Raw genomic sequence first — 18,285 nt, 5'->3', positions numbered from 1 at the left:
GATGCGCGAGGAAAGCTTTGTTCGAGACAAACTCCTGCCCGTCGGCACGGTCGTCGCAGTGCTGATCATCATCTGGTATGTCGCGGTCGTATACCTCAACGCGCCGTTCGAGCGCGACACGGCTGCCCGCGCCGGCACCGAAATCAGTTTCTCGCAGATCGTCCACAACACCATGGCGCAGGAGCGCCCCGTGCTGCCAGCGCCGCACCAGGTGATCGCCGAAATCTGGGACACGACCGTCAACAAGCCGATCACCTCGAAGCGCAGCCTCGTCTATCACGCCTGGATCACGCTTTCGGCCACCCTGCTCGGCTTCGGTATCGGCGGTGTACTCGGCATTCTGCTCGCCATCGGCATCGTGCACAACCGCGCAATGGACCGGTCGCTGATGCCGTGGGTCATCGCCAGCCAGACGATCCCGATCCTTGCCGTGGCACCGATGATCATCGTCGTCCTCAACGCGATCGGCATCTCCGGGCTTTTGCCGAAGGCGCTGATCTCGACCTACCTCTCGTTCTTCCCGGTCGTCGTCGGCATGGTGAAGGGCCTGCGCAGTCCCGAGGCGATCCAACTCGATCTGATGCACACCTACAACGCCTCGCAGGCACAGACCTTCTGGAAACTGCGCTGGCCGTCGTCGATGCCCTATCTCTTCACGTCGCTGAAGGTTGCGGTGGCGATCTCGCTCGTCGGCGCGATCGTCGGCGAGTTGCCGACAGGGGCCGTCGCCGGCCTCGGCGCCCGCCTGCTCGCCGGCTCCTATTATGGCCAGACGGTGCAGATCTGGTCGGCCCTGTTCATGGCGGCAGCGCTCGCCGCGGTCCTCGTCATGATTGTCGGCTTTGCGCATACCGCCGTCCTCAAGCGCATGGGGGCCAAGCCATGAACCTACCGATCCTCGTTGCTGCTATCATCTTCTGGCTTGCCGCCTGGGCTTTCAACGAATGGCTGGTGCGCCAGCGTTTTGAAAGCGAAATTGCCAATCGGGCGGCGCACTTCGCCGTGCCGGTCCTTTTCGGCATCACGCTCCTGGTGCTCTGGGAAGGCATCGTGCGCGGTTTTTCCGTGCCCTCGGTGCTGCTGCCGGCACCGTCGATGATCTGGCAGCGCCTGATCAACTCGGTGCCGACACTGATGGCCGACTTCCGCCAGACGTTCCTGAAGGCGGTACTGACGGGTTATGCGCTCGGCTGCGGCCTCGGCTTCGTCGTTGCCATCCTTATCGATCGCTCGCCGTTCCTGCAAAAGGGGCTGCTGCCGCTCGGCAACTTCGTCTCGGCGCTGCCGGTCATCGGCGTCGCGCCGATCATGGTCATGTGGTTCGGCTTCGACTGGCAATCCAAGGTCGCCGTCGTCGTCATCATGACGTTCTTCCCGATGTTGGTGAACACCATCGCCGGCCTGGCGGCGTCCAGCCACATGGAGCGTGACCTGATGCGCACCTATGCCGCCTCCTGGTGGCAGACACTGATCAAGCTGCGGCTACCGGCCGCCTGGCCGTTCATCTTCAACGCGCTCAAGATCAATTCCACCCTGGCGCTGATCGGTGCCATCGTCGCCGAATTCTTCGGGACACCCATTGTCGGCATGGGGTTCCGGATCTCCACGGAAGTGGGCCGCATGAACGTCGACATGGTCTGGGCCGAAATCGCCGTCGCGGCGGTGGCAGGTTCGGCTTTCTACGGGGTGGTGGCGCTCATCGAGCGCGCCGTCACCTTCTGGCATCCTTCCATTCGCGGAGGGCGCGCCTGAGAACACGCAGTGATCCAAAGAAAATGAAGCAAAAACAAGAGGGAACTGACATGAACAAGAGACTTGCATCGCTTCTCGCCGCAGGCGTCTTTTCGCTTACAGCGTTCCACGCCCAAGCCGCCGACAAGGTGACACTGCAGCTGAAATGGGTCACGCAGGCCCAGTTCGCCGGTTACTACGTCGCCAAGGACAAGGGCTTCTACGAAGAAGAAGGCCTCGACGTCGACATCAAGCCCGGCGGCCCGGATATCGCGCCTGCCCAGGTGATTGCCGGCGGCGGCGCCGACGTCGTCGTCGACTGGATGCCGTCAGCGCTTGCCACCCGCGAAAAGGGCGTGCCCCTCGTCAACATCGCCCAGCCCTTCAAGAAGTCGGGCATGATGCTGACCTGCCTCAAGGAAAGCGGAGTCACCAGCCCGGACAAGTTCAAGGGCCATACGCTCGGCGTCTGGTTCTTCGGCAACGAGTATCCGTTCCTGTCCTGGATGTCGCACCTGAAGATTCCGACGGATGGCGGACCGAACGGCGTGACCGTGCTCAAGCAGGGCTTCAACGTCGATCCTCTGATCCAGAAGCAAGCGGCCTGCATCTCGACCATGACCTACAACGAGTATTGGCAGGTGATCGACGCCGGCATCAAGCCGGATGATCTCGTCACCTTCCAGTACGAAGACCAGGGCGTGGCGACGCTCGAAGACGGCCTCTACGTGCTCGAAGACAAGCTCAAGGATGCGGCCTTCAAGGAGAAGATGGTCAAGTTCGTGCGCGCCTCGATGAAGGGCTGGAAGTACGCCGAGGAAAACCCGGATGAAGCAGCCGGTATCGTTCTCGAAAACGACTCGACCGGTGCCCAGACTGAAAAACACCAGAAGCGCATGATGGGTGAAGTTGCCAAGCTGACCGCCGGCTCGAACGGCGCGCTCGATGAAGCCGACTACAAGCGGACCGTGCAGTCTCTGCTTTCGGGCGGTTCCGATCCCGTTATCTCCAAGGAGCCGCAAGGCGCCTGGACGCACGAGATCACCGACGCGGCCCTGAAATAAGAAGAAGCGAACCGAACTGCAGAAGAGGGTCGCGCGATATCAATCGCGCGGCCCTCTTCCGTTTCTGTACGGGCCGTTCATGTCCCGCAAGCGTTGCCTCGAACGTCCGGGCGTGGGGGTGGCAATTCGAGGCCAACGGGCGGTTGATGCGCCTCAATTGTCAAGATCGTGTCGAGATTGCAACCAAGACTGCAGAACGGGAGAAATATTGAGGAACCATCACTTCACCGCACTTGTAAGCACATGATGTCAAGATTACATAGGCGCGGATGTTTGTTGGAGGCAAGCAACACGGAGGAGTTCATTTTCCGAATGTTTTGCCTGCGGGATTAGGTCCCAGTTCTGCCTGCTCTCACGGTCTGATACCGTGTGTGCGGCGCATGAATACAATGGCCGTGCGCCTATGCCTTGTTTCGCTGGTCGGCGAAAACAGGTGTCGGCGAAACTGATAATCGCTTGATTGTGCAGGGGTCCAGCCTTGAAAGGCGCAGATCCTCTTTATGTCGTTTCCGTTGCCGGGATTGTAAAGCCGATGGCTCACAAAGTAATACCTGCTCTCAGCGTTTTCGCTGCGATGATCATTGCCCCATTTTCAAGTGCATTTGCCGAGGACGCAGCCAAGGCTCCGCCGGCGCACAGCCTGCCATCAATCGTCGTGACAGAAGCCGTCGATCAGTCGATCAGCGATCGGGTCGTTGCAACCGGGACGATACAGGCGGTGGAGCAGGTCTATGTCGCGCCGCTGGTCGAGGGATTGTCGATCCGCTCACTGAATGTCGACATCGGTGACAAGGTCGAAGAAGGCAGCGTGCTGGTCGTTCTCAACGATGACGCGCTGCGGCTTGAAAAGAGCCAGCTCGAAGCCTCACTCGCCAAGGCGGAAGCCGGGCTTGCGCAACTCAACGCTCAGCTCAGCGAAGCCAAGGCAAATTCCGAGGAAGCGACACGCGTCAGCGATCGCAACGCCGAGCTTGCCAAGAACGGCACCGTCTCGACAGCAGAGGCCGATCGTGTCCGCGCTCTTGCCGCAGCCACCCGCGCCCGCGTCCGCTCCGCCGAACAGGCCGTTGCCGTCTCCAATGCCGATATCAAGGTGGCGCAGGCCCAGATCGACGACATCGATCTCCGCCTCACCCGCACCGAGGTCAAGGCACCGGTCGCCGGCATCATCTCCGCCAAGAACGCCAAGATCGGCGCGATCGCCAATGGCAGCGGCGAACCGCTGTTTGCGTTGATCCGCGATGGCGCTATCGAAATGAAGGCCGATGTCGCCGAAGCCGATATCATCAAGCTTGCCGTCGGCCAGCCGGCGACGATCACGCTTGCCGGCGGAAACACCAAGGTCGAGGGCGCCATTCGCCTGATCGCGCCGACGGTCGATCCCGTTTCGCGCCTCGGCACCGTCTTCATCAGCCTCAAGGACACTTCCAAGGCACGTTCCGGCATGTATGCCAACGCCATCATCACCGCTGAAGAGAAGACCGCTGTCGTTCTGCCGCAAACAGCGGTTACCAACGAGGACGGCAAGACCATCGTGCGCAAGGTCGAGAACGGCGTGGTGAACATCATTCCGGTGAAGACCGGCATCTCCGACGGCAAGTTCGTCGAGGTGGTCGAAGGGTTGAGGGCCGGCGAGCAGGTCGTGGCCAGGGCCGGCGCCTATGTGCGTGACGGCGACCACATCAACCCCGTCAAATCAGCGCAACCAGCGACCAACTGACAGGAACCGTGACCATGAACTTCTCAGCCTGGTCCATCCGCAATCCGATCGCTCCGATCCTCGCCTTTTTCGTGCTGCTCGTGCTCGGCTATCAGTCGTTCAACAGCCTGCCGATCACCCGCTTCCCCAACATCGACGTGCCGATCGTATCGATCAGCGTGGCGCAGAGCGGCGCCTCGCCGGCCGAACTCGAGACCCAGGTTACGAAGGAAATCGAGGACGCGGTCGCCAGCGTCACCGGCGTCGACCATATCCAGTCGACGATCAATGACGGCACATCGACCACAGCCGTGATCTTCCGCATGGAAGTGCCGACGACGCAGGCCGTCCAGGACGTCAAGGACGCCATCGACCGTGTGCGCGGAGACCTTCCCACCTCGATCGAGGAACCGATCGTCTCCAAGGTCGACGTCGAGGGACAGGCGATCCAGACCTTCTCGGTCTCGGCACCCGGCATGTCGCTCGAAGAGCTCTCCTGGTTCGTCGACGACGTCATCAAGCGCGAAATTCAGGGCAAGAGCGGCATCGGCCGCGTCGACCGCTATGGCGGCGCCGACCGCGAGGTTCGCGTCGAGCTCAACGAGGACAAGCTGAACTCACTCGGCATAACCGCTGCCGACGTCAACGCCCAGCTTCGTCGCATGAACATGGACCTGGGCTCCGGCCGCGGCCAGGTGGGCGGCAGCGAGCAGGCAATCCGCACGCTCGGCGATGCCCGCAATGTCGATCAACTCGCCAACACGATGATCTCGGTTCCGAGCGGGCGTTTCGTACGCCTTTCCGAACTCGGCACGGTGACCGACACCTATGAGGAGCCCCGCTCCTTCTCGCGCTTCAACGGCAATCCCGGCGTGACCTTCGCGGTCTTCCGCGCCAAGGGCGCCAGCGAAGTCAGCGTTGCCGAGACCGTCGCCAAGTCGCTGGAGAAGATCAAGGCAGCAAACCCTGACGTCACCATCGAGATGGTCGACGATTCCGTCTACTTCACCTACGGCAACTATGAAGCCGCGCTGCACACGCTGATGGAAGGCGCTTTGCTCGCCGTCATCGTGGTCATGCTGTTCCTGCGCAACTGGCGCGCCACGCTGATTTGCGCCGTCGCCCTGCCGCTCTCGGCAATCCCGACCTTCTGGGTCATGGAACTGCTCGGCTTCTCGCTCAACCTCGTCAGCTTCCTGGCCTTGACGCTCGCAACCGGCATTCTCGTCGACGACGCGATCGTCGAGATCGAGAACATCGAGCGCCATATCCATATGGGCAAATCGCCCTATCGGGCGGCAATCGAGGCGGCGGACGAAATCGGCCTTGCGGTTATCGCCACCACCTTCACGATCATCGCGGTTTTCATACCGGTGTCGTTCATGCCGGGCATCGTCGGCCAGTACTTCATCCAGTTCGGCCTGACCGTGGCCGTCTCGGTGTTCTTCTCGCTGCTGGTTGCGCGGCTGATCACGCCCGTCATGGCCGCCTACATGATGCGTCCGTCCAAACTGGAAGCACATCAGCTCGAAGACGGCTACCTGATGCGCAAGTATACGCGTCTGGTGCATGCAACAACGAAGCGCTGGTACATGCGCTATCTGACAGTGCTCGTCGCAATCGGCGTGACCGTGGCATCCGTCATCGCACTGTTCATGTTCGTGCCGGGCGGGTTCCTGCCTCCGGACGACACGTCGCGCGTCAGCCTCTCCGTCGAACTGGCGCCGGACGCCATGCTCGAAGACACGGACCGAACGACGGCGCAAATCTACGAAAGGGTCAAGGACCTCGATGGCGTCGAAAGCGTCTTCGTGCTCGGCGGCGCCTCGCCCAAGGGCGACCTGGAACTGCGCCGGGCCACGGTGACGGTGCTTTTGGAAAAGCGCGATCACTCGCTTCTCAACAAGGTCGTCAACGACGTACTTGGCCGCCTGCCGGTCATCGGCCAATACCTGCCGAAGCTTGAGCCGGAAGGCCGCATCATTCCTCAGGCGCAGATCGAAAAGGAAATCTTTGCCCGCGTCCGCGATCTGCCTGATGTCCGTGTGATCAAGCTCAACGACCGCGGCGAGCGAGAGCTCTCCTTCAACCTGCTTTCCAACAACGAGAAGGATCTGGACCAGGCCGTTGCCATTCTCGAAGCCAAGCTGCGCAGTGATCCGCTGCTGGCCAATGTCAGCCCTGACGGCGCCCTGCCCCGTCCGGAATTGCAGATCCGTCCGCGGGACGAGCAGATGTCGCGCCTTGGCATCACCACCGCGCAGATCTCGGAAGTCATCCGCGTTGCCACCATCGGCGACATCGACGCGGCCCTGACGAAGATTGCCCTCGACGGCCGGCTCATCCCGATCCGCGTGCAGATCAATCGCGACTTCCGCACGGATATCGCCGCGATCCGCAATCTGAAGATCCAGACCGCTTCAGGCGCGACAGTGCCGCTGTCGAGTGTTGCCGACATCAACTATTCGGAAGGCCCGAGCTCGATCAAACGTTACGATCGCAACCGCGTCGTTGCGCTCGGCGCGGACCTGCCGATCGGCGTGGCGCTCAATACCGCCTCGGCTCGCTTCGAGCAGATCGCGGCCGAAGCCGAGATGCCAAGCACCGTGCAACTCCTCAAGAGCGGTGACGCCGAGGTTGAGGAGGAGATGCAGGTCAGCTTCGTCAACGCCATGCTGCTCGGCCTGATGCTGGTGCTGGTGGTGCTGATCCTGCTGTTCAAGGATGTGATCCAGCCTTTCACCATCCTGTTCTCGCTACCGCTCGCCATGGGCGGCGTCGCAGGTGGCCTGATCCTGACACAGAACTCGCTGTCGATGCCGGTTCTGATCGGCATCCTGATGTTGATGGGCATCGTCACCAAGAACGCGATCCTGCTGGTCGATTTCGGCATCGAGATGATGCATCACGGCATGGAACGCACGCAGGCGATGATCGAAGCGGGCCGCAAGCGCGCCCGCCCGATCATCATGACCTCGATCGCCATGTCGGCAGGCATGTTGCCCTCAGCGCTCGGCGTCGGCGAAGGCGGTTCGTTCCGTGCGCCGATGGCGATCGCGGTGATCGGCGGCATCATCGTCTCGACGGTGCTCAGCCTCGTCGTGGTCCCGTCCTTCTTCCTGATCATGGACGATCTGTCGCGCCTGCTCGCCTGGATCTTCGGCCGCTTCGTCGGCAAGAAGGACGAGGAAAACCTGCCGCTTGATCGCGAGGCGCTGACCGAACTCGTCAACGACCAGGGCAAGACGATCGAAGGGCTGGAAGAGCGCCTGAAGACGATCGAGGACGGCCAGCCAAAGGGCAAGTCCACGGGCAAGGTGATCAACCATCCGGCGCTTGCCGCCGAATAGCCGGCACAAATCACCTGACAATCGGGCCCGCACCCACCGGTGCGGGCTTTTTTTGTGAAAATTGTTTGATCGAGGTCAATTCACGTTTCAAAAGCCCGGCTACCCTGATGCGACTTTTGTTTAGGGCCGGTACGATGAAGACCTTGCGATTGAACTCGAATGACAAAGCGGTGCTGCTCGGCTCCCGCTTCTTCGAGACGCTGTCAGCGGCAGCGTCCGATGCCATTCTCGAAGGCGCCGTGGTAACCAACCACGAGGAACACGACATCCTGTTTCAGCAGGACGAACCCGTCGACAGCGTCTTCTGCGTCCTGTCCGGTCTCGTTCGGGTCTATCGGCTCGGCAAGGACGGACGCGAGGCCGACATCGCCGTTTTCCCCAAGGGTGAACTTTTCGGCGAAAACGCCATGTTCCTCGGCAACCGCGCCACCGCCAACGCGCAGGCGATCGGGTCCTCGACCATTGCCCGCCTCGACAGCCGCAATCTGCGCAAGCTCGCCGAACAATATCCGGATATCGCCCAGGCCCTGATGGAGCTGCTCTGCCGGCACGGCCAGATGGCCGAGGATTGCCTTGCGGAAGATCGCCTGCTGACGGCACCTCAGCGTGTCGCCAGCTACATACTCGGGCACTGCCCGGATGGCTCGACCACCTTCTCGTTCCGGCTGCCGTTCCAGAAGAATGTGCTGGCCGGCAAGCTGGGCCTGGCACCGGAGGCGCTCTCGCGTGCCTTCTCGGCGCTTCGTCGCTCTGGCGTCACCGTCAAGGGGCGCATGATCGAGATCCATGACCGCCAGGCGCTGGAGCGCTTCTAGCGATAACAGGCACTGCGAGCTTCAATCCGGATCTGGTCCTGCGCGATGGCGACGATGCGATTGCCTTGTCGCGGATCGCTTCGCCGCCGACCTTGCTCGGGCCTTAGAGCCCACCGTGCAACGTCAGGAAATCGACGATCCGGTTGACGCCGTCGCCGCGTTTCATGTCGGTGAAGACAAAGGGCTTGTCCGCCCGCATCCGGGTTGCGTCGCGATCCATCACGTCGAGGTCGGCGCCGACATAGGGCGCGAGATCCCGCTTGTTGATGACAAGCAGGTCCGACCTGGTGATCCCGGGCCCACCCTTGCGCGGGATTTCCTCGCCCTGGCAGACGGAGATGACATAGATCGTCAGGTCGGCGAGATCAGGGGAGAAAGTGGCAGCCAGATTGTCGCCGCCGGATTCGATGAAGACGACATCAAGATCGGGAAAACGCCGGTTGAGATCGGCGATCGCTTGCAGGTTTATCGTCGCATCCTCGCGGATCGCCGTGTGCGGGCAGCCGCCGGTCTCCACGCCGACGATGCGGTCGGACGGCAGCGCCTGCATGCGCACCAGCGCCTCGGCATCTTCCTTTGTATAGATGTCATTGGTAACGACGGCGACGGAGTATTTCTCCCGCATCGCCTTGCAGAGCTTGTCGGTCAGTGCCGTCTTGCCGGAGCCGACAGGCCCGCCAATGCCGACGCGCAGAGGACCATTCTTCGATGCCATGTGACATTCCTTTTCAAGGCCGAGCTCACGCTTCAGGAGCGGAAAAGCCGCGAATGCAGGGTTTCGTGTCTGAGGGATGAAATATCGGCCGTGATCGTGGCCGAGCCAAGATCGTCCAGCGATGCGGCGCTAGCCTTTCGCGCGACCTCGGCAATCGTCGGCTCCAGCGCCGCGATCAGGCCGACGCCGTCACGCTGGCCGGTGACGCCACAACGGATGGCCACCGATGCGGCGTTCGAAACCGACGCGTGCAGATAGGCGGCAATCGCCGGCTCGAGGCCCGTCGCATGTGCGCTGGCAACGGCACCGACGGCGACCGGATAGGCAACGCCCTCACCCAGCCGCTCAAAGACGGGATGCGGCCAATGCCGCGCGGCAGCAAGAAAGGCCTCGCCCTGCAGCAGGGTTTCCATGTGCCGCTCGCGGCTCGTCGCCATCGCTTCAGAAAGCGCGATGACGGATGCAAGTCGCAGCGGATCATCGAAGGCGCGATAGGCCTCGCCGAGCAACACCGCGTCATTCCAGCCGGATCCGTGGCAAAGCAGCGCCTCCAGCCACCGCCGCAGGCTTTCGGCATCGCCGACATGACCATCGTGAACCGCTTGCTCCAATCCGTTCGAATAGGAGAAGGCGCCGACCGGAAAGGCCGGCGACAGCCAGGCCACGAGGCGAAGAAGCGCCTGCGTGTCGATCCGTTCAGCCATGGTGATGGTGATGGCTGTGATCGTGGCCGCCGGCTGCATGGTAAGCGCCACGCAGCGGATGGAAAGGCTCGGAGATTTCAGCCACCGTCGCCCCCAGTCCCTCGAGCATCGCCCTTATGACCGGATCGCGGGCAATCAGGATGCGCCCGGTCTCGATCTGCGCCGGCAGATGGCGGTTGCCCAGATGCCAGGCCAGCTCGACGAGATGCAGCGGGTCGCGCGGGCGGATTTCGTAAAGCGCCTCGGGTGCGGCAAGAATGCGGATATGGCCGCCCCCTTCGAGCACAAGAAAGTCGCCGTCGGCCAGCATCACCGCTTCCTTGAGGTCAAGCATGACGACATCGTCGTTTTCGAGATGCAGCAGCTTGCGGCGCAGATGGCGTGCATCATGCGCCAGGGTGATGCTGTGCAGCGGTGTCTTGTCCTTTGGCCCGGGCGAGAGCACCTCGGTCGAACGATAGGGCATGTCAGAGCACCTCGACCTTTTCCGGATGCACGAGTTCGATGCGCGCTTCGATCAGCAGATCCGCCATTGCGGCCTGAAAAGCCTTCAGATGCGGTTCGGCGAAATGCGCGTCGACGGCCGCCTTGTCCTTCCAGGTTTCGACGAACACCAGCGTGTCGGGGTCGGCAGGCTTTTGATAGAGCTCGTAGCTGATGCAGCCCGCTTCGCGACGTGTGGCCTCGATCAGTGGTACGGCCAGCGGCAGGACTTCCGCGCCCTTGCCCGGGTGTGCCGTCAGATAAGCGATAATGTAAACCATTGAACCCTCGACATCTTTTTCATCTCGCAGTGTAGCAATAAAAAACCCCGGCGCTAGCACCGGGGTTTCAAAAATCGGCCCATTCGCCAGCCTGATCAGGCTGCGAGCTTCTGCGACTTCAGCGTTTCGAGAATGTTCTGCGGCGAGGAAACGCCATAGGGGTCGCTGTCGCAGTTGTCGGAATAGCCTTCTTCCTCGAACCACTGCACGACGACGCCGTTGTCGACGACGGCGGCGTAGCGCCAGGAGCGCATGCCGAAGCCGAGATTGTCCTTGGCGACCAGCATGCCCATCTTGCGAGTGAACTCGCCCGAACCATCGGGGATCAGCTTGACGTTTTCGAGGTTCTGCGACTTGCCCCAGGCGTTCATCACAAAGGCGTCGTTGACCGAGATGCAGTAGATTTCGTCAACGCCTTCAGCGTTGAATTCGGCCGTCAGCTTTTCGAAGTCAGGCAGCTGGAAGGTCGAGCAGGTGGGCGTGAAGGCGCCCGGCAGCGAAAACAGAACGACGCGCTTGCCGGCGAAGTAATCGTCGGAGGAAACGTCCTGCCAACGGAACGGGTTGGAGCCGCCGACGGCTTCATCGCGGACGCGGGTGCGGAACGTTACGGACGGTACTTTTCTGCCGAGCATGGTCATCTCCTTCAGTGCGGGCACTCGATCGCGAGCGGCCTTGGGAGAACATTCGCAGTCGAGGAAAATATCAGCCCGCTTCCTACCGGAAATTCCGCTGCGGTGCAGCACGAAAGGCAGCGAATCCCGCCGGTGCATGGCAGGCATGCGGAGAGCGCATGCCTGGAGAGAGCGTATCAAACCCGGCCATGTCTCAGTTGTGAAGCCGCAAAGACAGGCCGAGGGTGGAAGGCAAGGGATTCCACAAACCCGTCTGCAATCCCGCTTCTCTCAGCGCCCGCGCCGTCCAGGTGTTGCAACCGAACAGGGCATTGAATGTGCCTTCCGCCTCGAAGAAGCGATCGGCATAGCCATAGGAAAAGCCTTCGACCGGAATGACGGCGCTGCCGTTCCTGGCAAAGCTGCCAGCGATGAACGTCATCAGATTTTCGAATTCGCCACGCTCCAAGCCTACGCTTGCGACCGACGGCTGAGGCTCGACGATCGGACCGGCGATATCCACGTGCATCACCGAGCGATCAAGCGTCAGCGCCCTGAAGACCGGCATCGGCTTCAGCTCCGACCATGTCGGCGTTTCCAGATAGAAGGAACGGCCGCCCCAACCGAAGATCAGCCATCGGGCTTCCGGGTGATCCAATGGCACGCCCGCCTCGCCGGCGAAGCCGAACCGCGCGCGGGTCTCCTCATTGAGCGGAATGGCGATATCGGTGTGGATCGGACCGGAGAGGATCAGGATGCGTTCGCCGATGGTCGTCGATGCTGCCGCCGTCGCCGTCGTCGGCAGCAGGGGCCGGGGCACGATGGTTCCAAGGACGACAGCGAGCACAAGTGCCGACACGCCATATGCGGTCCATCTGAGGACCCGCCAAAAACCGCCTTTTCGAGACAATGCCGTTTGCCGCTCAGAACAGGAAATAGCGCTGGGCCATCGGCAGCACGGTCGCCGGCTCGCAGGTGAGAAGCTCGCCGTCGGCACGCACCTCATAGGTCTCCGGATCGACCTCGACATGCGGGGTCAGGTTGTTGTGGATCATCGATGCCTTGCCGATGCCGCCGCGCGTGTTCCTGACCGCAACCAGCTGCTTGGCGACGCCGAGCCTGGCCGCAAGCCCGGCATCGAGCGACGCCTGCGATACGAAGGTAACGGAGGAATTCGTGCGGCTCTTGCCATAGGCGCCGAACATCGGCCGGTAGTGCACCGGCTGCGGTGTCGGGATCGAGGCGTTGGGATCGCCCATGGGTGCTGCCGCGATCGTTCCGCCGATCACCACCAGATCGGGTTTTACGCCGAAGAAGGCCGGGTTCCAGAGGACGAGGTCGGCGCGTTTGCCGACTTCGAGTGAACCGAGCTCATGGCTGAGACCATGGGCGATCGCCGGGTTGATGGTGTATTTTGCGATGTAGCGTTTGACCCGGAAATTGTCGTTGTCGCCGGTTTCCTGCGGCAGTGCGCCGCGCTGGCGCTTCATCTTGTCGGCGGTCTGCCAGGTGCGGATCGCCACCTCGCCGACACGACCCATCGCCTGGCTGTCGGACGAGATGATCGAGAAGGCGCCGATATCATGCAGGATGTCTTCGGCAGCAATCGTCTCCTTGCGGATCCGGCTTTCGGCAAAGGCGATATCTTCCGGGATCGACGGCGACAGGTGATGGCAGACCATCAGCATATCCAGGTGTTCGGCAAGCGTGTTCCTGGTGTAGGGCCGGGTCGGGTTGGTCGACGAGGGAATGACGTTCGGCTGGCCGCAGATCTTGATGATGTCGGGCGCGTGGCCACCGCCGGCGCCTTCCGTGTGGAAGGCATGAATGGTGCGGCCCCGGATCGCCGCGATCGTGTCCTCGACGAAGCCACTCTCGTTCAGCGTATCCGTGTGGATCATCACCTGCACGTCGTACTCGTCGGCAACGCTGAGGCAGCAATCGACGGCAGCCGGCGTCGAGCCCCAGTCCTCATGCAGCTTAAGCGACGTCGCCCCCGCCAGCACCATCTCGACCAGCGCGCCGGGAAGCGAGGCATTGCCCTTGCCGGCAAAGGCAAGGTTCATCGGAAAGGCATCCGCCGCCTCGATCATGCGGGCGAGATGCCACGGGCCCGGTGTGCAGGTGGTCGCAAGCGTTCCGTGTGCAGGGCCCGTGCCGCCGCCGAGCATGCAGGTGAGCCCGCTCATCAGCGCTTCCTCGATCTGCTGCGGGCAGATGAAGTGGATGTGGCTGTCCATCCCGCCGGCGGTGACGATCTTGCCCTCACCCGCGATCACCTCGGTGCCGGGGCCGACGATGATCGTCACCCCGGACTGCATGTCCGGATTGCCGGCCTTGCCGATTGCCGCGATGCGCCCGTCCTTCAAGCCGATATCGGCCTTGACGATACCCCAGTGGTCGACGATCAGCGCGTTGGTGATGACACTGTCGACGGCACCCGCCGCCCGCGTCACCTGGCTTTGGCCCATGCCGTCGCGGATGACCTTGCCGCCGCCGAATTTCACTTCCTCGCCATAGGTGGTGAAGTCCTTCTCCACCTCGATGAAAAGCTCCGTATCGGCGAGCCGAACCTTGTCGCCGACCGTCGGGCCGAACATGTTGGCATAGGCCGCGCGCGACATCTTGTAGGGCATGGGTTCAGGCTCCTTGGGACAAGTCTGACGAAGAAGAGGAGAGACGGCGAAGACGGCCTTCGGCCACAAGCGCGTCGACATAGCGACGCTCGGCGCCGAAGGGGTGCAGCGCCCAGCCGGCATGGCCGAACCCGGCAAGGACGATATCATCGTCGGCCGATGCGAAACCGGAGAGCACGTCGGCGATCACAACCATACCACTCGACGGAACGACGTAAGGGGTGGGCGCAAACTGCGCCAAATCCCCGTCCAGTTGCTCGTGCGCGGCGACGGAAATGATCCGGTGCGCCCGACCGGTCGACACCGCAAAACTCTCGAAACCGGCGGTATAGTCATCGCAGAAATCATCGAGGTCCGGATGCGTTTCAGCCAATGCCGCGCGCATGCCGGCAAACTTCTCAGCCGACCGCACGCACCAGATCTCGCGGGATTGGCGCACTGCGGCGCTGTTCTTCCAGCGGCCACCTCCGAGCATGGCAAGGGCCGGCCTCCCGGTATTGCAGACAGCGACGATATCGGTCTTCGTTCCACCGGCGCCAACCGACCGGCAGTCGTTGAAGCGAATAACGACATCGGCCGCATCGATGGTGGCGGCAGCCCCCTCCGGCACCTCTCCGTTCCCGACGATCATGATGGTGCGGCGAGCCATGTGAGCTAGTTTTCCGTGGGCTCGAGCAAAGCTTTGAGTTCTTCGGTGCGCGCCGTGGTCAGTTGGGCCAGGCAGCCGGACACCAGCATCGGCTCCATCGATCCGCCCCTCGCCTCGAAGCCTGCAAGCTCGCACTGGCCGTCCCGATAGCCGATCCAGGCGCGTTGCGCCTTTTTCAACGCCTCCTCCGCACCGACATAGTCGGCGCTGATGTCGCCAAGCTCCGCGTCCTTGGCGCGCATGGCCGCGACGGTCTGCTTGTAGACGGTATTGAGTTCGGTATCGGCCGCCTCATACTCCTCGTTGGCGCAGATGTTCATATCAGCCTGCGTCGTCGCATTGCCGCAATCGACATCCTCCTGCGCCAGGACAGGCATGGCGCCCAGCAGCAAGGCGCCGGCAACAAGCATCGTTCGCATCTTCATCTCTATAGCTTTCCCATGATCTGCTGGCGGAATCCGAAAACCTCGCGCTTGCCCGAAAGCGGAATGAGCGTGACCTGCCGTTTCTGCCCCGGCTCGAAACGCACAGCGGTGCCGGCGGGAATGTCGAGCCGCTTGCCACGGGCAGCGCTGCGGTCGAAATCGAGCCCGGCATTGGTTTCGGCAAAATGGTAGTGGCTGCCGACCTGCACCGGCCGGTCGCCGGTGTTGGAAACCTCGATGGTGACCGTCTCCAGCCCGTGGTTGAGTTCGATTTCGCCGCTTGCGGCAATGATTTCCCCTGGGATCATGTCTTGCTCACTCCCCTCTCAAGCCGCGTCGGCGCCGGCACAGCCTTGCGGCTTCAGCACCCGTTCGGTCGATGCCGGATATTTCACAAGCAGCGCGGCGGGTCGCACCGGGCGACGGGTAAACTCGCCGCCGCAGTTCGGGCAGGATCCGCCGAGCTTGCCTTCGACGCAATCGGCGCAGAAGGTGCACTCGAAGGTGCAGATCATCGCTTCGCGGCTGTCGGGCGGCAGATCCTTGTCACAGCATTCGCAATTCGGGCGCAGTGCCAGCATCTCCCAGCCTCCTCAGCGGATCGGTTCGTGCACGGTGACGAGCTTGGTGCCGTCAGGGAAGGTCGCCTCCACCTGGATGTCGTGGATCATTTCGGCAATGCCTTCCATCACCTGCGCCCGGGTAATCACATGGGCGCCCGCCTCCATCAATTCCGCGACCGATCGGCCGTCACGCGCGCCTTCGACGACGAAGTCGGTGATCAGTGCGATCGCTTCTGGATGGTTGAGCTTGACGCCGCGCTCCAGGCGACGACGGGCAACCATCGCGGCCATGGAAATCAACAGCTTGTCCTTTTCGCGCGGGGTAAGATTCATGCGTCGCCACCGGTTTGATTGCGGATTAGAGGACCCAGACTTTCGGCACTGTCTTCTGCTTGCGCAAGTGCGAAATGACCGGAATGAGGGTTTTTCTGAGCGAGAAGCCGTCGGCTGCCGCAAAGCGCCCGACCAGCTTGTCGAGGCCGGCGATCTGGATGTGGCTGACACCTCCACCCGCCTCAGTGTCGATGAGCGTGCGCAGCTGCGGCAGCAGCATCTCGCAATCGGGTCCGGTGTAAAACAGCGTCGCAAACGCCACGCGACCACGAAGGATGGCAGTCCGGGCGACAAGGGCGGCGATATCGTCGGCGAAGGTAAGATTTTCCGCGTGCAGCAACCTGTCATCGACGCGAATGCGCCAGCGGTCACGAAAGAGGCCCGCCTGCATCACCTCGCCCATGGCCTTGCGGCCGAGAAGCACGGCCTCGACGGCCAGCAATGTCGCGTCGCCGTCAAGCTCAACGTCGAGCGCGCGCGTCAGCGACGCCCGATCGAACAGGATCGTTTCCTGCGGCAGCCAGTCGACGCGCGCTCCGGCCGCCACCTTGATGCGTGTCGCGACCTCGACCGTGCCGGCACTTGCCTTATAGATCTTCTCGCAGGCCTGCGTAGTGACGGTCAGCTCGGTCGCGGGACCGGCTTCGATCTCCCAGGCCATGCGGTCGCCGCCGGTGAGCCCACCCGACGAATTGATCAGTACGGCTTCCATGGAACTGTCGAAGGTTTTCGGCAGCCGGATCTTGGCGCAGCCCTCCTGGTAAAGCTCGGCAATGCGCGTGCGCCCGACGGCCGCTTTCGCGACCAGCCGTCCCTTTCCGAATGCCCGCTGCGGGGCGATGATTGCCGCATTGCTCATATTCATCGTCCGACATCGTCGGCATCCTGAGGCGCCAAGTCAAGCTGTTGTTTTGCAAAGAAAATCAGCAGCGTGGTCGCTTTATGAGCAGCGGGTGCTCATCAAACAGCCACCCTCTCAGGCGACCCTGTCCGGCGGCTCGCGCCCGTCGAAGAAGGCTGTGATGTTGTCGACCACCTTCATGCCCATGGCAACGCGCGTTTCCTCGGTCGCACTGCCCAGATGCGGCAGCAGGACGACGTTCTCGAGCGCCCTTAACCCGGCCGGTACGTTTGGTTCGGCCTCGAAGACGTCGAGGCCGGCGCCCCTGATCACGCCGTTCGTCAACGCCTCGATCAGTGCCGGCTCATCAACCACGTCGCCGCGCGCGGTGTTGACGAGATAGGCTGCCTTTTTCATCTTCGCCAGACGCTCAGCATTGATGAGATGCCGGTTCTCGCCGCCACCCGGGCAATGCAGCGAAACGAAGTCGGCGACCTCAAGCACCTCGTCGACGGTATCGAGCTGGCGCGCGCCGTAGCGCGCGGCTTCCGCCGCATCGACGCGCGAGCGGTTGTAGAACACCACCTCCATGTCAAAGCCAAAATGACAGCGTTTCGCCATCGCCTTGCCGATGCGGCCGAAACCGATGATGCCGAGCGTCTTGCCGGTCACTTTGGCTCCGATCATGTGCGTCGGCCGCCAGCCGGCCCATTCGCCCGCCCTGATCTGGCGCTCGCCCTCGCCCGCCCGTCGCGCAACGGTCAGCAGCAACGTCATGGCGATGTCGGCGGTGCAATCGGTCAGAACGCCGGGCGTGTTGGTAACAACGATACCGGCGGCCTTGGCGGCGGCGACGTCGATGTGGTTGTAACCGACGCCGTAGTTGCCGAGGATCCCTGCCCTGATGCCGCCACCGTCAAACAGGCTTGCCGGCAGGCGGTCGGAAACCGTCGGCAGCACGGCATCAAAATCGCGTAGCGCCTGCGCCAGCTGATCCGCCGACATCGGTGCATCGTTCTCGTTCAGCAAGACATCGAACCGCTCGGCCAACGCGCGCTCGACCGCTTGCGGCCATCTGCGGGTGACGAGAATGCGCGGCTTGGAACTCATGGGGCAACCTCTGAAAACAGAATCGTTCGGCGATAGTGCACGAAATGGCAGCGAGGGACAGCCTTGCGCTGGCGCATGTCGCGCAAAAGTGTGCCGCGGTTTTGCGATAACGACATGCGCAAAAACAAGAACTTAAAGCGCGCCAAGCGAATCTGAAAGATCGCGGCGCGCTTTTGCGGAGCGAAAGCCGCGTTGCGCGAGCCCCTGCTCGCGTAGAGCACGTTGTCGAAGCGTCACCACATCCGCCGAGACACTCGTCCAGAAGCGAAAAG

The 18,285-nt window shown here is 62.3% G+C and carries 20 protein-coding genes; 6 read left to right on the top strand and 14 right to left on the bottom strand.

The genetic code is table 11. The features are described 5' to 3' along the window. Position 1 precedes the first annotated feature (1 nt). From AC07UR_RS16275 to AC07UR_RS16250, 6 genes are all read left to right on the top strand, one after another. Positions 2-886, top strand: a complete 885-nt coding sequence (locus AC07UR_RS16275) for an ABC transporter permease (protein ID WP_173423907.1) — start codon at positions 2-4, stop codon at positions 884-886. Continuing rightward, the gene (locus AC07UR_RS16270; RefSeq protein ID WP_209791072.1) at positions 883-1,752 is read left to right on the top strand and encodes an ABC transporter permease; all 870 of its coding nucleotides are present in this window, start codon (positions 883-885) and stop codon (positions 1,750-1,752) included. Before AC07UR_RS16275 ends, AC07UR_RS16270 begins: the two co-directional genes overlap by 4 nt. 50 nt (positions 1,753-1,802) lie before the next feature. Then, the gene (locus AC07UR_RS16265; RefSeq protein ID WP_173423905.1) at positions 1,803-2,795 is read left to right on the top strand and encodes an ABC transporter substrate-binding protein; all 993 of its coding nucleotides are present in this window, start codon (positions 1,803-1,805) and stop codon (positions 2,793-2,795) included. A 532-nt stretch (positions 2,796-3,327) separates the two neighbouring features. Then, positions 3,328-4,515: an efflux RND transporter periplasmic adaptor subunit gene (locus AC07UR_RS16260; RefSeq protein WP_209791073.1), complete on the top strand. Its 1,188-nt coding sequence runs from the start codon at positions 3,328-3,330 to the stop codon at positions 4,513-4,515. A gap of 14 nt (positions 4,516-4,529) precedes the next feature. Next, a complete protein-coding gene (locus AC07UR_RS16255) occupies positions 4,530-7,844 on the top strand; it encodes an efflux RND transporter permease subunit (protein ID WP_209791074.1) in 3,315 nt (1,104 codons plus the stop codon). 134 nt (positions 7,845-7,978) lie between these two features. After that, a complete protein-coding gene (locus AC07UR_RS16250; RefSeq protein WP_173423902.1) occupies positions 7,979-8,659 on the top strand; it encodes a Crp/Fnr family transcriptional regulator in 681 nt (226 codons plus the stop codon). A 103-nt stretch (positions 8,660-8,762) separates the two neighbouring features. On the opposite strand, the gene ureG is transcribed toward AC07UR_RS16250, so the two are convergent. The 14 genes from ureG to AC07UR_RS16180 all read right to left on the bottom strand — a co-directional run bounded on the left by ureG (position 8,763) and on the right by AC07UR_RS16180 (position 18,013). Next, positions 8,763-9,374: an urease accessory protein UreG gene (gene ureG, locus AC07UR_RS16245; protein ID WP_209791075.1), complete on the bottom strand. Its 612-nt coding sequence runs from the start codon at positions 9,372-9,374 to the stop codon at positions 8,763-8,765. Between the two features lie 32 nt (positions 9,375-9,406). After that, complete coding sequence (locus AC07UR_RS16240; protein WP_209791139.1) at positions 9,407-10,078, bottom strand: urease accessory protein UreF; 672 nt, start codon at positions 10,076-10,078, stop codon at positions 9,407-9,409. Then, positions 10,071-10,544, bottom strand: coding sequence for an urease accessory protein UreE (ureE, locus tag AC07UR_RS16235; protein WP_209791076.1), 474 nt, complete (start codon positions 10,542-10,544; stop codon positions 10,071-10,073). Before ureE ends, AC07UR_RS16240 begins: the two co-directional genes overlap by 8 nt. 1 nt (position 10,545) lies before the next feature. Beyond that, positions 10,546-10,842 carry a putative quinol monooxygenase gene (locus AC07UR_RS16230; protein ID WP_173423899.1) on the bottom strand — a complete coding sequence of 99 codons (297 nt, stop codon included), beginning with the start codon at positions 10,840-10,842 and terminating at the stop codon, positions 10,546-10,548. Between the two features lie 95 nt (positions 10,843-10,937). After that, positions 10,938-11,477 (bottom strand): peroxiredoxin, encoded by a 540-nt coding sequence (locus AC07UR_RS16225; RefSeq protein WP_173423898.1) that lies wholly within the window; start codon positions 11,475-11,477, stop codon positions 10,938-10,940. Positions 11,478-11,670: 193 nt separating this feature from the next. Next, on the bottom strand, positions 11,671-12,315 hold the full coding sequence (locus tag AC07UR_RS16220) for a TIGR02117 family protein (RefSeq protein ID WP_327795865.1): 645 nt from the start codon (positions 12,313-12,315) through the stop codon (positions 11,671-11,673). Between the two features lie 64 nt (positions 12,316-12,379). After that, complete coding sequence (gene ureC / locus AC07UR_RS16215) at positions 12,380-14,092, bottom strand: urease subunit alpha (protein WP_209791078.1); 1,713 nt, start codon at positions 14,090-14,092, stop codon at positions 12,380-12,382. Between the two features lie 4 nt (positions 14,093-14,096). Then, positions 14,097-14,741, bottom strand: a complete 645-nt coding sequence (locus AC07UR_RS16210; RefSeq protein WP_209791079.1) for a Urease operon accessory protein — start codon at positions 14,739-14,741, stop codon at positions 14,097-14,099. A gap of 5 nt (positions 14,742-14,746) precedes the next feature. After that, positions 14,747-15,160 (bottom strand): lysozyme inhibitor LprI family protein, encoded by a 414-nt coding sequence (locus AC07UR_RS16205; protein ID WP_209791140.1) that lies wholly within the window; start codon positions 15,158-15,160, stop codon positions 14,747-14,749. An 8-nt stretch (positions 15,161-15,168) separates the two neighbouring features. Beyond that, the gene (locus AC07UR_RS16200) at positions 15,169-15,474 is read right to left on the bottom strand and encodes an urease subunit beta (RefSeq protein WP_209791080.1); all 306 of its coding nucleotides are present in this window, start codon (positions 15,472-15,474) and stop codon (positions 15,169-15,171) included. Between the two features lie 18 nt (positions 15,475-15,492). Then, positions 15,493-15,747 carry a DUF1272 domain-containing protein gene (locus AC07UR_RS16195; RefSeq protein WP_209791081.1) on the bottom strand — a complete coding sequence of 85 codons (255 nt, stop codon included), beginning with the start codon at positions 15,745-15,747 and terminating at the stop codon, positions 15,493-15,495. Between the two features lie 12 nt (positions 15,748-15,759). After that, the gene (locus AC07UR_RS16190) at positions 15,760-16,062 is read right to left on the bottom strand and encodes an urease subunit gamma (protein ID WP_025428139.1); all 303 of its coding nucleotides are present in this window, start codon (positions 16,060-16,062) and stop codon (positions 15,760-15,762) included. 25 nt (positions 16,063-16,087) lie between these two features. Continuing rightward, the gene (locus AC07UR_RS16185) at positions 16,088-16,921 is read right to left on the bottom strand and encodes an urease accessory protein UreD (RefSeq protein ID WP_209791082.1); all 834 of its coding nucleotides are present in this window, start codon (positions 16,919-16,921) and stop codon (positions 16,088-16,090) included. A gap of 117 nt (positions 16,922-17,038) precedes the next feature. Continuing rightward, positions 17,039-18,013 (bottom strand): 2-hydroxyacid dehydrogenase, encoded by a 975-nt coding sequence (locus AC07UR_RS16180; RefSeq protein ID WP_209791083.1) that lies wholly within the window; start codon positions 18,011-18,013, stop codon positions 17,039-17,041. Positions 18,014-18,285 lie beyond the last annotated feature (272 nt).

The sequence above is a fragment of the Ensifer sp. GW821-FHT05G01 genome, assembly GCF_059419585.1.
This window is presented reverse-complemented; position numbering and strand designations above follow the sequence as displayed.

Bases quoted from the DNA above. Each gene is read 5' to 3' on its own strand.
- AC07UR_RS16250 (WP_173423902.1), top strand. From the start codon at position 7,979: ATGAAGACCTTGCGATTGAACTCGAATGACAAAGCGGTGCTGCTCGGC.
- AC07UR_RS16260 (WP_209791073.1), top strand. From the start codon at position 3,328: ATGGCTCACAAAGTAATACCTGCTCTCAGCGTTTTCGCTGCGATGATC.
- AC07UR_RS16270 (WP_209791072.1), top strand. From the start codon at position 883: ATGAACCTACCGATCCTCGTTGCTGCTATCATCTTCTGGCTTGCCGCC.
- AC07UR_RS16205 (WP_209791140.1), bottom strand. From the start codon at position 15,160: ATGCGAACGATGCTTGTTGCCGGCGCCTTGCTGCTGGGCGCCATGCCT.
- AC07UR_RS16275 (WP_173423907.1), top strand. From the start codon at position 2: ATGCGCGAGGAAAGCTTTGTTCGAGACAAACTCCTGCCCGTCGGCACG.
- AC07UR_RS16190 (WP_025428139.1), bottom strand. From the start codon at position 16,062: ATGAATCTTACCCCGCGCGAAAAGGACAAGCTGTTGATTTCCATGGCC.
- AC07UR_RS16185 (WP_209791082.1), bottom strand. From the start codon at position 16,921: ATGAGCAATGCGGCAATCATCGCCCCGCAGCGGGCATTCGGAAAGGGA.
- AC07UR_RS16255 (WP_209791074.1), top strand. From the start codon at position 4,530: ATGAACTTCTCAGCCTGGTCCATCCGCAATCCGATCGCTCCGATCCTC.
- ureC (WP_209791078.1), bottom strand. From the start codon at position 14,092: ATGCCCTACAAGATGTCGCGCGCGGCCTATGCCAACATGTTCGGCCCG.
- AC07UR_RS16225 (WP_173423898.1), bottom strand. From the start codon at position 11,477: ATGCTCGGCAGAAAAGTACCGTCCGTAACGTTCCGCACCCGCGTCCGC.
- AC07UR_RS16200 (WP_209791080.1), bottom strand. From the start codon at position 15,474: ATGATCCCAGGGGAAATCATTGCCGCAAGCGGCGAAATCGAACTCAAC.
- ureG (WP_209791075.1), bottom strand. From the start codon at position 9,374: ATGGCATCGAAGAATGGTCCTCTGCGCGTCGGCATTGGCGGGCCTGTC.
- AC07UR_RS16230 (WP_173423899.1), bottom strand. From the start codon at position 10,842: ATGGTTTACATTATCGCTTATCTGACGGCACACCCGGGCAAGGGCGCG.
- ureE (WP_209791076.1), bottom strand. From the start codon at position 10,544: ATGCCCTATCGTTCGACCGAGGTGCTCTCGCCCGGGCCAAAGGACAAG.
- AC07UR_RS16210 (WP_209791079.1), bottom strand. From the start codon at position 14,741: ATGGCTCGCCGCACCATCATGATCGTCGGGAACGGAGAGGTGCCGGAG.
- AC07UR_RS16195 (WP_209791081.1), bottom strand. From the start codon at position 15,747: ATGCTGGCACTGCGCCCGAATTGCGAATGCTGTGACAAGGATCTGCCG.
- AC07UR_RS16265 (WP_173423905.1), top strand. From the start codon at position 1,803: ATGAACAAGAGACTTGCATCGCTTCTCGCCGCAGGCGTCTTTTCGCTT.
- AC07UR_RS16240 (WP_209791139.1), bottom strand. From the start codon at position 10,078: ATGGCTGAACGGATCGACACGCAGGCGCTTCTTCGCCTCGTGGCCTGG.
- AC07UR_RS16180 (WP_209791083.1), bottom strand. From the start codon at position 18,013: ATGAGTTCCAAGCCGCGCATTCTCGTCACCCGCAGATGGCCGCAAGCG.